Raw genomic sequence first — 12,202 nt, forward strand, 5'->3', positions numbered from 1 at the left:
CCGAAGCGTTCCGTCGCATGGTGCCCCGCCGCAAGAAACGCGACGCCGCTCTCGGCAGCGATATGCGTCGTCGGCTCGGAAATCTCGCCCGTCAGAAAGACATCGGCGCCGGCGTCGATGGCGGCCTCGAAATAGCTCTGCGCGGCCCCCGTGCACCAGGCGATGCGGCGCAACTCGCGCTCGGGGTCCCCCAGCACGAGCGGCGTACGGCCGAGCGTATGCTCGACTTGTGCCGTGAAGTGAGCGAGCGTGATCGGCATCGGCAGCGTGGCCATCCAGCCGAGATCGTCGGCGCCGAAGTGCGCATCGGCAATCAGACCCATGCGCGCACCGAGCTGCGCGTTATTGCCGTACTCGGGATGCGCATCGAGCGGCAGGTGAAACGCGAAAAGATTCATGTCGCCAGCGATGAGGGCCTTCAGGCGCCGATATTTGCGCCCGACGATCTGCGGCATTTCGTTGCGCCAGAAGTAGCCGTGATGCACGAGCAATGCGTCGGCCCCCCACTCGCGCGCAGCTTCGACGAATGCGAGCGACGCCGTGACACCGGTAGCGATCTTCTCGATGCGCCGGCGCCCCTCGACTTGCAGCCCATTGGGGCAATAGTCCTTGAAGCGTGCCGTGCCGAGCATATCGTTCAAGTACAATTCAAGTTCGATCCGATCCATAGAATCCTCTAATCTTCAAATGCTTAGACGCTTTTGGCTGTTCTTTGCCCAAGCGGTCACGGTGCTGCTCGCGCTGATGTTCATCGTCGTGACGCTCAAGCCGCAATGGCTGCAGCGGCAAGGACAGCTCGGCAAGCAACTGGCCTCACCCATCGTGGCGCTGCGCGAAGTCGCGCCGGGTACAGGCTCGACACCGACGGTCACGTCGTATGCCGATGCCGCGCAAAGGGCGATGCCGGCCGTCGTCAACGTATTTTCGGGCAAAGCCGGATCGTTGCCGCCCAACCCGCAGGCCAACGACCCATTGTTCCGCTACTTCTTCGGCAATCCGAAAGGGGGCAAGGAACCGCCCCAGGATGAGCCGGCAACGAACCTCGGATCGGGCGTCATCGTCAGCTCGGAAGGCTACATTCTAACGAACCAACATGTCGTCGACGGCGCGGACCAGATCGAAATCGCCCTGGCCGACGGCCGCCGCACCAATGCGAAAGTGGTGGGCGTCGATCCCGAAACGGACCTCGCGGTGCTCAAAATCGGCATGACGAATCTGCCGACGATCACGCTCGGGCGGATCGACGAGGCGCGCGTAGGCGACGTGGTGCTTGCAATCGGCAACCCGTTCGGCGTCGGTCAAACGGTGACGATGGGCATCATCAGCGCACTCGGGCGCAATCACCTCGGCATCAATACGTTCGAAAACTTCATTCAGACCGATGCGCCCATCAACCCGGGCAACTCGGGCGGCGCACTCGTCGATGCCCGCGGCAACCTGCTCGGCATCAATACGGCCATCTACTCGCGCTCCGGAGGCTCGCTCGGCATCGGCTTCGCCATCCCCGTCTCCACAGCCAGGAGCGTGCTGGAAAGCATCATTACGACCGGCTCGGTCACGCGCGGCTGGATCGGCGTCGAGCCGCAGGATGTGACACCGGCGATCGCCGAATCGTTCGGGCTCCAGCAAAAGGGCACGATCGTGGCCGGCGTGCTGCAAGGCGGTCCCGCCGACAAGGCCGGCATCAAGCCCGGCGATGTGCTGCTCGACGTCAATGGTCAGGAAATCACCGACACGACACGGCTTCTGAACGTCATCGCGCAAATCAAGCCCGGCACCGATGCCAAGATCCGTCTGATGCGCAAGAACAAGGAGATGCAGGTCGACGTCATGATCGGCAAGCGCCCGCCTCCGCCGAAAGGCAGCAGCGACGACAGCCAACAAGACGAGTGACGGGAGTGACGGAAAGGGCCAGGGCCGGGGCCGCTTTGCGCCGCGGCTGGCTCCACTTCAGCCGCCCGCGGGCTTTCAGCTCGCGGCGTTCTCGCCGTCCGCTACCGGTGGCGCCTTGCCCACGAGGAGCCGCGCCGCAATGATCCCAGCCTCATAGAGCACGATGAGCGGCACGGCCAGGATCAGCTGCGAGAACACGTCGGGCGGGGTGACGACGGCCGACACCACGAATGCGCCAACGATCACGTAAGGGCGGATTTCCCTGAGCTTTTTCACCGTCAGCAAACCCATGCGCACGAGCAGCACGACCACGATCGGCACCTCGAAGGTCACGCCGAACGCGAGAAACATCGTCAGCACGAAGCTCAGATAGTTGTCGATGTCGGTCGACATCTCCGCGCCGAGCGGGGCGTTGTAATGCGCCATGACACGGAAAATCGTCGGGAACACGACGAAGTAGGCGAACGCCATGCCACAGAGAAAAAGCGAATAGCTGCTGCCGATGAGTGGCGCGATGAGCCGCTTTTCGTGCTGATAGAGGCCGGGCGCAACGAAAGCCCAGATCTGGTAGAGCACGACCGGCAACGCTATGACGAATGCAACGAGCATCGTCACCTTCATCGGCACGAAAAACGAGCCCGTGACGTCGGTGACGATCATCTTGCCGCCGCTCGGCAGGTTTTGCATCAGCGGCCGGGCCAGCAGCCGGAAAATATCGGGGGCCCAATAGACGAGCGCAACGAATACGACGATGACGGAGATGCCGGCCCGGATGATGCGGTCGCGCAGTTCGACGAGATGCGAGATGAACGTCTCTTGCGAATTGTCGCCCTGCTCCGGGTCGTGGTCCTGGTTCTGTTTCGGGTCGCTCACGCCGGCCCTCGTTGGAAATTCGAAAAGCGTGGCATCGCACGCTCGAAGACGGGAAGCGTCAAGGGCATGCCCATCCGGTCAGAGAAAGCGCCGCGGCCGGCGCAGGCTGGCTGGCGTATGGCGCGCGACGCGCGCCGCCCCGGAGAGCACATGCGTGCGCCGTCCCGTCGCCCGTTTGTACCAAGTGGGCGTCGTCAAACGCTTCGCCCGCCAGTTGCGGCGTTTTTCGGCGAGCGCCGGTCCGCGCGACCACGTGGACACCCCACTGTCGGAGCCGTCCGACGCCCCGCCACCGCCGGCGATGCTCGGCGAAACGCTCGTGCCGGCCTGCCAGGCCTCGTTGAGCTCGGCTTCGTGGCGCCGGACGTTTTCGTGAATCGTGTTTTCGACGTTGTGCGCGGCGGCTTCGAACTCGCTCTTCATGCGGCGCAATTCGTCGAGCTCGATTTCGCGCGTAACTTCGGCTTTGACATCGTTGATATAGCGCTGTGCGCGGCCGAACAGCGCCCCGGCGGTACGCGCCACACGGGGCAGCCGCTCGGGGCCGAGCACGACCAGCGCGACCACGCCGATCAGCGCCATTTTGGTGAGACCGAGGTCGAGCATGGTTGTCGTTCTATCCCGGCAGGCCTCGCAGCGTCACTCCGCGCATCAGCGGTAGTCGCCCGAACGGGTTTTTTCCTTCGCCTCGACGTCGACCGTGCGCGCGGTCGGCAACTCGGGATGCTCGCCGCCATTCGCAGCCGGGCCCGGTGTCTCGTGTTCCTTCATGCCCTCTTTGAAACCCTTCACGGCACTGCCCAAATCGCTGCCGATATTGCGCAGCTTTTTCGTGCCGAAAACCAGCGCCACGATCAGCAGCACGATCAGCCAATGCCAAACGCTAAACGAACCCATGAAAATCTCCAGAACCCCGCCGCTGCATGGAAATTCATGCCCGGCCAAGCAACATCGGCCTTGCAGCCGCAATCAGCGCGCATGCGCTCCGTCGTCTCTACCCCGCATACCCTTTTGTTCTGCGCAATACACGTTGGACGTCAGCCCATCCGTTGCCACGGACGCGGCCCCGCGAGCAGATGCGCGTGCAGATGATAGACCTCCTGTCCGCCGCCCGGCCCTGTGTTGATGACCGTGCGAAAACCTGTCTCGCCGCCCGTGTACGCGCAGCCGAGCTTATCGGCGAGCTGCGACACCAGAATTATCATTCTACCAAGCAGCGGTGCATCGCTTTCGACGCAGTGAGACAGCGTATCGATGTGTCGTCTCGGGATGACGAGGATATGCGTTTGCGCCGCGGGGCGGATGTCCTTGAACGCGACGAACTCGTCGTCCTCGTGGACCTTCGTGCTCGGAATTTCGCCGGCGGCGATCTTACAGAAAAGACAGTTTTCGTGGCTCATGGTCTTCCCGGTTGTTCAATGCGCCGCCTCAGAACCAGGCGCTCGGATCGAGCGGCTTCGTTTCGTAAAGATACAGCCAACCCTTGACGATCCGATAGAGCATCCAGATCGACACGGCCGCCAGAATCGGAAATCCGACTATCGCGAAAACGAGAACGCCGCCGATGATGTAGCCCGCGACACCGAACCAGAAGGTGCGGATCTGCCATCGGAAGTGATCGGCGTACGGCGTGCCCGCCGCATCGCCGCGTTTCAGATAGTCGAGAATGATCGCGACGAGTCCTGACACACCGCCCGTGAACCAGTGCAGCGCATAGAGCCCATAAATGATGTGGGTCAGCGTGCGAATGCTGCGCTCGCGATCGGCATCGATCGTGCCCGTATAAGCCGCCGGGGGCCGTCCGCCTTGCGGGTCATCCATCGTGGCTCTCCTCGCTTCGTCAATGAAGCCGTCGATCGGCCGGCAGCCCGATTCAGCCGCCGTTTTCCTCGCGTTCGCGCCGCTTTCGGAGCGCCTTTTCCTCGATGCCCGACATGCCCTCGCGCCGCTCGAGTTCGGCGATGACGTCCGCCGGGCTCAAGTCGAAATGCGACAGCATGACGAGGCAATGGAACCAGAGGTCCGCCACCTCGCCGACGAGCGCCACACGCGCGCCGCCCTGACGTACGTCCTTGGCGGCGAGAACGACCTCGGTCGCCTCCTCGCCGATCTTCTTGAGCACCGCGTCGTCACCGCGATGAAAAAGCCGCGCGACGTAGGAGCTTTCGGGGTCGCTGCCCTTGCGGCTGTCGATGATCGCGGCAAGCCGGACGAGCGTATCTTCGGTCGAAGGCATCGGTTGGGTGGCCATTATCGATAAATCTGTTCGGGGTCTTTCAGCACCGGATCGACGGCGACCCAGTCGCCCTCGTCGAGGGTGCCTTCGAATTTCTGGAAAAAGCATGAATGCCGGCCGGTATGGCAGGCAATGCCCGATACCTGCTCGACCTTCAGAAGCACCACGTCCTCGTCGCAATCGAGCCGCACTTCGTGCACACGCTGTACGTGGCCGGACTCCTCGCCTTTGAACCAGAGCCGTTGACGCGAACGCGAGAAGTAAACCGCGCGGCCCGTCTCGATCGTTTTCGCAAGCGCCTCGCGGTTCATCCACGCGAACATCAGCACGTCGTTCGTCGAGACTTCCTGTGCGATGACCGGCACGAGACCGTTCACGTCCCACTGGACTTTGTCGAGCCAGGGTTTGTCGGGTGTAATCATGTTCGTACCGTCTCGATCCTAGAGCCTCACGGCAATGCCCTGCGCGGCCATGAAGCGCTTGGCCTCGCCGACCGTATGCTGGCCGTAGTGGAAGATGCTGGCGGCCAAAACGGCGTCGGCACGGCCTTCGACAACGCCATCGGTAAGGTCTTGCAGCGATCCCACCCCGCCTGACGCAATCACCGGCACCGGCACGGCATCCGAGACAGCGCGCGTCAGCGCCAGGTCGAATCCGCTTTTCGTGCCGTCGCGGTCCATGCTCGTGAGCAGGATCTCGCCCGCACCGAGTTCGGCCATCTTGCGCGCCCACTCGACGGCATCGAGCCCCGTCGCCTTGCGCCCGCCATGCGTGAAGACTTCCCAGCGCGGGGCCTCGTCGGCACCCGAGACGCGCTTTGCGTCGATCGCAACGACGATGCACTGCGCTCCATGCTTATCGGACGCATCGCGCACGAGCTGGGGGTTGGCCACCGCAGAGGAATTCATGCTGACCTTGTCCGCCCCCGCGTTCAGAAGCCGGCGCACGTCCTCCACAGCACGCACGCCGCCGCCCACCGTGAGCGGAATGAACACTTGCGAAGCCACGGCCTCGATGATCGGCAAAATCAGGTCGCGCCCGTCGGACGTGGCGGTGATATCGAGGAACGTCAGTTCGTCGGCGCCTTGTTCGTCGTAGCGGCGCGCGATTTCGACGGGGTCGCCCGCGTCGCGCAGCTCGACGAAATTGACGCCCTTCACGACGCGCCCGGCGGTCACGTCGAGACAAGGGATGATGCGTTTAGCTAGAGCCATGATGTTGCAGGTGCCGCTGCTGATGGGCCGCCCTTTCGCGAAAGCCGGCGGCGCCGTCCTTTCGAGAGCGATGGGTTGCGCGGGTACGGCACGCTCAAGCGTCGTCCGATTCGCGCAAGGTATCGGCGCGCGTTTGCGCCGCGGTGAAATCGAGATCACCCGAATAGATCGCGCGCCCGCAGATGACGCCTTCGATGCCTTCATCCTCGACTTCGCACAGCGAATCGATATCCGCCAGGCTGGACAAACCGCCGCTTGCGATCACCGGGATTTTCACCGCGCGGGCAAGCCGTACCGTCGCATCGATGTTGATGCCCTGGAGCATGCCGTCGCGCCCGATATCGGTGTAGATGATCGATTCGCAACCGTAGTCTTCGAATTTCTGCGCGAGATCGACGACTTCGTGGCCCGTCAACTTGCTCCAGCCGTCGGTGGCGACCTTACCGTCCTTGGCGTCGAGCCCGACGATGATGTGGCCGCCGAATGCGGTGCAGGCGTCTTGCAGGAAACCAGGATTCTTCACGGCCGCAGTGCCGATGATCACATACGAGAGACCGTCGTCGAGGTACCGTTCGATCGTTTCGAGGTCGCGGATGCCGCCGCCCAACTGGACGGGAATCTCGGTACCGACTTCCTCGATGATCGCTCGGATCGCTTCCTCGTTTCGCGGCTTGCCGGCAAATGCGCCGTTCAGATCGACGAGATGCAGCCGCCGCGCACCGCGCTCGACCCAGTGACGGGCCATCGCGGCAGGGTCCTCGGAGAATATCGTCGCCTGGTCCATATCCCCTTGTTTCAGGCGCACGCACTGACCGTCCTTGAGGTCGATGGCGGGAATCAGCAGCATAGCAATCGCGTAAGTCTGGATGGTTGGGTATCGTGGATGCCCGCCGGCGCGCCTGGATACGGGCGCACGGCGAACCGTCTCGCTAGTTTAGTACACTCTTTCGACGCTCAAGCCGTCATTTCGATGCAAAAAGCGCGACATTCAAGGGTTCCAGTGCACGAAGTTGCGATAAACGCGCAGCCCCGATTCGGCGCTCTTTTCGGGGTGAAACTGTGTCGCGAACACGTTGTCGCGGGCCACTGCCGACGCAAACAGCCCGCCGTAGTCCGTTTCCCCCGCCGTATGAGCGCGATTGTCGGGCACGGCATAGTAGCTGTGCACGAAATAAAAATAGCTGCCATCGGGCACGCCGTCCCACAGCGCATGCGGCGCCGCCTGCCGGACGCGGTTCCAGCCCATTTGCGGCACCTTGAAGCGCGAGCCGTCGTCCTGCAGCCGGCCATCGAGCTCGAAGCGCACGACTTTGCCGGGCAGCAGGCCCAGCCCCTTCGTATCGCCTTCCTCGCTCCAGTCGAACAACATTTGCTCGCCGACACACACGCCCATCAAGGGTTTGGTGCGCGCCGCCTCGAGCACCGACTCCTCGAGCCCCGATTCGCGCAACGAGCGCATGCAGTCGCGCATCGCGCCCTGGCCGGGCAGCACGACGCGATCGGCGGTGCGGATGCCTTCGGGCCGATCAACGATCGCCACGTCCGCTTCCGGGGCCGCCTTTTTCAGCGCCTGCTGCACCGAGCGCAGGTTGCCCATACCGTAATCCACAATCGCAATTGACGTCTTCATCTCAAATTAGGCAGTAACGCCTTCAATCCGTCGACGATGAACTCCACCGCCAGCGCCGACAACATCAAACCCATCAACCGCGTGCCGATATTGATACCGGTCTGTCCGATCCAGCGGGCAATCGGCGCCGCGAGCCTCAGCGTTCCGAAGCAGATGACCGCGATGGCCAGGCCGATCGCCACGAGCCCGAGCCGGTCGTACCAATGATGCGCGCTCGCCGCATAGACGATCACCGTACTGATCGAACCCGGCCCCGTCAGCAGCGGGATCGCGAGCGGCACGACCGCGATGCTGTTCTTCGATTCGGCTTCGTCGCGCTCCTCCGCCGTGGCGCGCGCGTTGCCGACCTGCGCGTTGAGCATGCTGATAGCCATCAGCAGCATGATGATGCCGCCGCCGACTTCCAGCGAGCCGACCGAGATGCCGAAGAAGCCGATGATTTGCTGGCCGAGCAGCGTCGTGACGGCAATCACGCAAAACACCGAAATCGAAGCGATGCGAATCGTGCGCCGCCGCTCACCCTCCGAATGTTCGGATGTCAGGCTCAGGAAAAACGGCACGGCGCCGATCGGATTAATCAGCGCCAGCAGCGAAATAAACGATTTGAGAAGATCCATCGGTGTGCGCGGCGCGCGCGCCGGTGAGCCGTCCTCGCTTTAAAGAGTGCCTTTGGTCGACGGGATCTGCCCCGCCGCGCGTTCGTCGAGTTCGACGGCCATGCGCAACGCCCGGCCGAACGCCTTGAAGACCGTTTCCATCTGATGATGCGCGTTCACGCCGCGCAGATTGTCGATATGGAGCGTCACCTTCGCATGATTGACGAAGCCGCGAAAGAATTCGCTCGCCAGATCGACATCGAACGTGCCGATGCGCGCGCGGGTGAATGGCACATGCATGTCCAGCAGCGGCCGCCCCGAGAAGTCGACCACCACGCGCGAGAGCGCCTCGTCGAGCGGTACGTAGGCGTGGCCGTAGCGGCGAATACCCTTTTTATCGCCGACCGCCTGAGCGAAGGCCATGCCGAGCGTGATACCCGTATCTTCCACCGTGTGGTGATCGTCGATATGGAGGTCGCCCTGCGCCTCGACCTCGAGATCGATCAAGCCGTGACGGGCGATCTGGTCGAGCATGTGGTCGAGAAACGGCACGCCGGTAGCGAGCTTTTGCTGACCGGTACCGTCCAAATTGACCTTGACACGGATCTGCGTTTCGCTGGTATTGCGAACGACTTCCGCTACGCGCATGGAAAACCTCGAATCTGACTGCAAAGGGTGTGGGGCGAAATGTGCCGGCCGCCGTACGCCCAGGGCGACGACGGCACGAATTTTCAGTACTTACTTCAATATGAGCTTGAGTGCCGCCAGCATTTGGGCATTCTCTTCGGGCGTACCCACGGTCAAACGCACACAATCGGTCAGCAACGGGTGCATTTTACCCACGTTTTTGATCAAAACCCGCGCGGCCAGCAGCGTTTCGAACACCGCGTCGGCGTCAGGCACCCGCACGAGCAGAAAATTGCCTGCACTCGGGAACACGGTCGTGCCCGGCAACGCTGCGATGGCCTGCGCAAGCGTCTCGCGCTCGGCACGCAACCGGGCGGCCTGGACTTCCAGCACATCCTCGACATGATCGAGCATGAACTCGGCCGCCGCCTGCGTCAGTACATTGATGTTGTACGGCGGGCGAACCTTGTCGAGCTCGTCGAGCCAGGCGGGCGAGCCCACCAGATAGCCGAGCCGGATTCCCGCCAGCCCGAGCTTCGACACGGTGCGCATCACCACGACGTTGTCGAACTGCAGTACGCGCGAAAGCCAGCTTTTCTGGGCGAACGGCTGGTAGGCCTCGTCGATGACGACGAGGCTTTTGGTCGCCGCCGCGATGATCCGCTCGATATCGGCATCCGGGTACAGCGTGCCGGTGGGGTTGTTCGGATAGGCCAGATAGACGATGGCCGGCGCGTGCTCGGCGATCGCGGCCAGCATCGCGTCGGTATCGAGCGTCAGATCGGGCCGGTGCGGCACGCCGACGAATTCGAGCTGCGCGAATTTCGCCGACATCTGGTACATGACGAAGCCGGGCACAGGCGCCAACAGCTTCGCGCCCGGCTTCGCACAGGTGACGGCGATCATGCTGATGATCTCGTCGGAGCCGTTGCCGAGCAGCACGGTGCTGCCCGCGGGCGCACCCATTACCCGCTTCAGTTTTTCGATGAGCGCGGCCGGACGCGGCGCCGGATAGCGATTGAGCGCCACGCCAGCAAGGCGTTCGCCGAGCTCCGTGGCGAGCGCCTCGGGCAGCGTGAACGGATTTTCCATCGCATCGAGCTTGACGAGCCCCGTTGCATCGGGAACGGGATAGCTCGTCATGCCCAGCACGTCGGGGCGGATGATGTCTTGCGGTCGGGTCATTGTCGTCGCTCTCAGCCGGTTTGCTTCATGCGGTACTCGGCGCTCTTGGCATGCGCCGGCAGGCCTTCCCCATACGCGAGTTCCGCCGCGATCTCGCCGAGCGTTTGCGCGCCCTCGGCGCTGACTTCGATCACGCTCGAGCGCTTGAAGAAATCGTAGACGCCGAGCGGTGACGAAAATCTCGCGGTACGCGAGGTCGGGAGCACGTGATTCGGGCCGGCGCAGTAGTCGCCGAGGCTCTCGCTCGTGAAGCGGCCGATGAAGATCGCTCCGGCATGACGGATTTCCTTCGCCCACTGTTGCGCGTCGAGCGCCGAAATCTCGAGGTGCTCCGGCGCGATCCGGTTCGCGATCGAGCAGGCCTCGGCCATGTCGCGCACCTTGACGAGCGCGCCACGGCCCTCGAGCGAACGCTGAATCACATCGCGGCGCGGCATCGTCGGCAGGAGTTCGGCAATCGCCTCCTCCACGCGCGCAATGAATGCTTTGTCCGGGCACAGCAGGATCGACTGTGCGAGCTCGTCGTGCTCGGCCTGCGAGAAAAGATCCATCGCGATCCAGCGGGGATCCGTCGTTCCGTCGCACAGCACGAGGATCTCCGACGGTCCGGCGATCATGTCGATGCCCACCGTGCCGAACACGCGTCGTTTGGCCGACGCCACGTACGCGTTGCCGGGACCGCAGATCTTGTCGACGGCAGGCACCGTCTCCGTTCCGTATGCAAGCGCGCCGATCGCCTGCGCGCCGCCGATTGTGAAGACGCGATCGACTCCGCCCAAGAGCGCAGCCGCCAGTACGAGCGGGTTTTGCACGCCGTCGGGGGTCGGCACGACCATGACGATCTCGCGTACGCCGGCCACGCGCGCCGGTACGGCGTTCATCAGCACGGAGGACGGATAGGCGGCCTTGCCGCCCGGCACATAGATGCCGGCGCGATCGAGCGGCGTGACTTTCTGACCGAGCACCGTGCCGTCGGCTTCCGTGTATTGCCAGCTATGGCTGCCGCATTCGATCTTCTGCTTCTCGTGGTAGGCGCGCACACGCGCGGCCGCCGCTTCGAGCGCGGCACGCTGTTTCGGCTGAAGGCCCTCCAGCGCCGCTTCGAGCGCGGCAGGGGGCAGCTCCAACGCTGCCACGCTGGTGGCGCCGAGCCGATCGAAGCGGTTGGTGTACTCGAGCACGGCTTCATCGCCGCGCGCTTTCACGTCGGCGAGAATCTGTGCAACAGAGCGCTCGATCGCTTCATCCTCGCTCGCCTCGAAGGCGAGCACCGCCGCGAGCGTCGCGTCGAAATCGGCGGCGCTCGAATCGAGTTTGCGAATCTTCAAAGACATGCTGGTATCCGTTCGGTAAGGCGCGCGTTGCCAAGTCGGCTCGTCGCACCGCTTACGCGGGCGCCGTGCCTCGTTTCGAGGCGCGTTCGAACGCGTCGAGAAACGGCTTGAGCGCCGCGCGCTTGAGCTTGAGCGCAGCCTGGTTCACCACGAGGCGCGAAGAGATCTCCATGATTTCCTCGACCTCGACGAGATTGTTCGCGCGCAGCGTTCCGCCCGAGCTGACGAGGTCGACGATCGCATCGGCCAGCCCGACGAGCGGCGCGAGTTCCATCGAGCCGTAGAGCTTGATCAGATCGACGTGCACACCCTTCGCCGCGAAATGCTCGCGGGCCGTTTGCACGTACTTCGTCGCCACGCGCAGACGGGCGCCTTGGCGCACCGCGTTCGCGTAATCGAAGCCCGCCTTCACGGCGACCGACATGCGGCAACGCGCGATGTTCAGATCGACGGGCTGGTACAAACCGCCGCCGCCGTGCTCGAGCAGCACATCCTTGCCCGCGACGCCGAAATCGGCTGCGCCGTACTCGACGTAGGTCGGCACGTCGGTCGCGCGCACGATGATGACGCGCAAGTTGCCGGCGCTCGTCGGCAGGATCAGCTTGCGCGAAGTC

17 protein-coding genes are annotated in these 12,202 nt (G+C 63.5%); 1 reads left to right on the forward strand and 16 read right to left on the reverse strand.

Translation table 11 applies throughout. The features are described from left to right. Nucleotides 1-668: Nif3-like dinuclear metal center hexameric protein (locus ACO1XS_RS23965; protein WP_486391885.1), on the reverse strand; the 668-nt coding region annotated here is incomplete at its 3' end. A gap of 19 nt (nt 669-687) precedes the next feature. On the opposite strand from ACO1XS_RS23965, the gene ACO1XS_RS23970 reads away from it, so the two are divergent. Further along, entirely contained in the window at nt 688-1,893 is a 1,206-nt protein-coding gene (locus ACO1XS_RS23970; RefSeq protein WP_331568206.1) for a Do family serine endopeptidase, read from the forward strand. Between the two features lie 75 nt (nt 1,894-1,968). Here the strand turns inward: ACO1XS_RS23970 and tatC are convergent, their stop codons facing one another. The 15 genes from tatC to hisG all read right to left on the reverse strand — a co-directional run. Next, nucleotides 1,969-2,766 (reverse strand): twin-arginine translocase subunit TatC, encoded by a 798-nt coding sequence (tatC, locus tag ACO1XS_RS23975; protein ID WP_331568205.1) that lies wholly within the window; start codon nt 2,764-2,766, stop codon nt 1,969-1,971. A gap of 78 nt (nt 2,767-2,844) precedes the next feature. Next, entirely contained in the window at nt 2,845-3,372 is a 528-nt protein-coding gene (tatB, locus tag ACO1XS_RS23980) for a Sec-independent protein translocase protein TatB (protein ID WP_331568204.1), read from the reverse strand. 45 nt (nt 3,373-3,417) lie between these two features. Beyond that, nucleotides 3,418-3,663 carry a Sec-independent protein translocase subunit TatA gene (gene tatA / locus ACO1XS_RS23985; protein WP_331568203.1) on the reverse strand — a complete coding sequence of 82 codons (246 nt, stop codon included), beginning with the start codon at nt 3,661-3,663 and terminating at the stop codon, nt 3,418-3,420. A 140-nt stretch (nt 3,664-3,803) separates the two neighbouring features. Then, a complete protein-coding gene (locus ACO1XS_RS23990) occupies nt 3,804-4,166 on the reverse strand; it encodes a histidine triad nucleotide-binding protein (RefSeq protein ID WP_486391886.1) in 363 nt (120 codons plus the stop codon). Between the two features lie 28 nt (nt 4,167-4,194). Continuing rightward, a complete protein-coding gene (locus tag ACO1XS_RS23995) occupies nt 4,195-4,587 on the reverse strand; it encodes a DUF4870 family protein (protein ID WP_331568201.1) in 393 nt (130 codons plus the stop codon). 52 nt (nt 4,588-4,639) lie between these two features. After that, nucleotides 4,640-5,002 (reverse strand): phosphoribosyl-ATP diphosphatase, encoded by a 363-nt coding sequence (locus ACO1XS_RS24000; RefSeq protein WP_331568200.1) that lies wholly within the window; start codon nt 5,000-5,002, stop codon nt 4,640-4,642. A gap of 14 nt (nt 5,003-5,016) precedes the next feature. After that, complete coding sequence (hisI, locus tag ACO1XS_RS24005; RefSeq protein WP_331568199.1) at nt 5,017-5,424, reverse strand: phosphoribosyl-AMP cyclohydrolase; 408 nt, start codon at nt 5,422-5,424, stop codon at nt 5,017-5,019. 18 nt (nt 5,425-5,442) lie between these two features. Further along, nucleotides 5,443-6,216, reverse strand: a complete 774-nt coding sequence (gene hisF / locus ACO1XS_RS24010; protein ID WP_331568198.1) for an imidazole glycerol phosphate synthase subunit HisF — start codon at nt 6,214-6,216, stop codon at nt 5,443-5,445. A gap of 94 nt (nt 6,217-6,310) precedes the next feature. Then, nucleotides 6,311-7,063 carry a 1-(5-phosphoribosyl)-5-[(5-phosphoribosylamino)methylideneamino]imidazole-4-carboxamide isomerase gene (gene hisA / locus ACO1XS_RS24015; RefSeq protein WP_331568197.1) on the reverse strand — a complete coding sequence of 251 codons (753 nt, stop codon included), beginning with the start codon at nt 7,061-7,063 and terminating at the stop codon, nt 6,311-6,313. Between the two features lie 141 nt (nt 7,064-7,204). Further along, a complete protein-coding gene (hisH, locus tag ACO1XS_RS24020) occupies nt 7,205-7,846 on the reverse strand; it encodes an imidazole glycerol phosphate synthase subunit HisH (RefSeq protein WP_331568196.1) in 642 nt (213 codons plus the stop codon). Further along, the gene (locus ACO1XS_RS24025) at nt 7,843-8,463 is read right to left on the reverse strand and encodes a MarC family protein (protein WP_331568195.1); all 621 of its coding nucleotides are present in this window, start codon (nt 8,461-8,463) and stop codon (nt 7,843-7,845) included. Before ACO1XS_RS24025 ends, hisH begins: the two co-directional genes overlap by 4 nt. Nucleotides 8,464-8,502: 39 nt before the next feature. Continuing rightward, entirely contained in the window at nt 8,503-9,090 is a 588-nt protein-coding gene (gene hisB / locus ACO1XS_RS24030) for an imidazoleglycerol-phosphate dehydratase HisB (protein ID WP_331568194.1), read from the reverse strand. Between the two features lie 90 nt (nt 9,091-9,180). Then, nucleotides 9,181-10,254 (reverse strand): histidinol-phosphate transaminase, encoded by a 1,074-nt coding sequence (gene hisC / locus ACO1XS_RS24035; protein ID WP_331568193.1) that lies wholly within the window; start codon nt 10,252-10,254, stop codon nt 9,181-9,183. 11 nt (nt 10,255-10,265) lie between these two features. Next, nucleotides 10,266-11,588, reverse strand: a complete 1,323-nt coding sequence (gene hisD / locus ACO1XS_RS24040) for a histidinol dehydrogenase (RefSeq protein WP_331568192.1) — start codon at nt 11,586-11,588, stop codon at nt 10,266-10,268. A gap of 52 nt (nt 11,589-11,640) precedes the next feature. Continuing rightward, on the reverse strand, nt 11,641-12,202 hold a 562-nt coding region (gene hisG / locus ACO1XS_RS24045; RefSeq protein ID WP_486391887.1), incomplete at its 5' end, for an ATP phosphoribosyltransferase.

This window comes from Trinickia sp., assembly GCF_057351765.1.

Excerpts from the sequence above, each read along its gene's own strand:
- hisH (WP_331568196.1), bottom strand. The coding sequence starts at position 7,846 with ATGAAGACGTCAATTGCGATTGTGGATTACGGTATGGGCAACCTGCGC.
- tatA (WP_331568203.1), bottom strand. The coding sequence starts at position 3,663 with ATGGGTTCGTTTAGCGTTTGGCATTGGCTGATCGTGCTGCTGATCGTG.
- ACO1XS_RS23995 (WP_331568201.1), bottom strand. The coding sequence starts at position 4,587 with ATGGATGACCCGCAAGGCGGACGGCCCCCGGCGGCTTATACGGGCACG.
- tatB (WP_331568204.1), bottom strand. The coding sequence starts at position 3,372 with ATGCTCGACCTCGGTCTCACCAAAATGGCGCTGATCGGCGTGGTCGCG.
- ACO1XS_RS24000 (WP_331568200.1), bottom strand. The coding sequence starts at position 5,002 with ATGCCTTCGACCGAAGATACGCTCGTCCGGCTTGCCGCGATCATCGAC.
- ACO1XS_RS23990 (WP_486391886.1), bottom strand. The coding sequence starts at position 4,166 with ATGAGCCACGAAAACTGTCTTTTCTGTAAGATCGCCGCCGGCGAAATT.
- hisA (WP_331568197.1), bottom strand. The coding sequence starts at position 7,063 with ATGCTGCTGATTCCCGCCATCGACCTCAAGGACGGTCAGTGCGTGCGC.
- ACO1XS_RS23970 (WP_331568206.1), top strand. The coding sequence starts at position 688 with ATGCTTAGACGCTTTTGGCTGTTCTTTGCCCAAGCGGTCACGGTGCTG.
- ACO1XS_RS24025 (WP_331568195.1), bottom strand. The coding sequence starts at position 8,463 with ATGGATCTTCTCAAATCGTTTATTTCGCTGCTGGCGCTGATTAATCCG.
- hisC (WP_331568193.1), bottom strand. The coding sequence starts at position 10,254 with ATGACCCGACCGCAAGACATCATCCGCCCCGACGTGCTGGGCATGACG.
- hisB (WP_331568194.1), bottom strand. The coding sequence starts at position 9,090 with ATGCGCGTAGCGGAAGTCGTTCGCAATACCAGCGAAACGCAGATCCGT.
- hisD (WP_331568192.1), bottom strand. The coding sequence starts at position 11,588 with ATGTCTTTGAAGATTCGCAAACTCGATTCGAGCGCCGCCGATTTCGAC.
- hisF (WP_331568198.1), bottom strand. The coding sequence starts at position 6,216 with ATGGCTCTAGCTAAACGCATCATCCCTTGTCTCGACGTGACCGCCGGG.
- hisI (WP_331568199.1), bottom strand. The coding sequence starts at position 5,424 with ATGATTACACCCGACAAACCCTGGCTCGACAAAGTCCAGTGGGACGTG.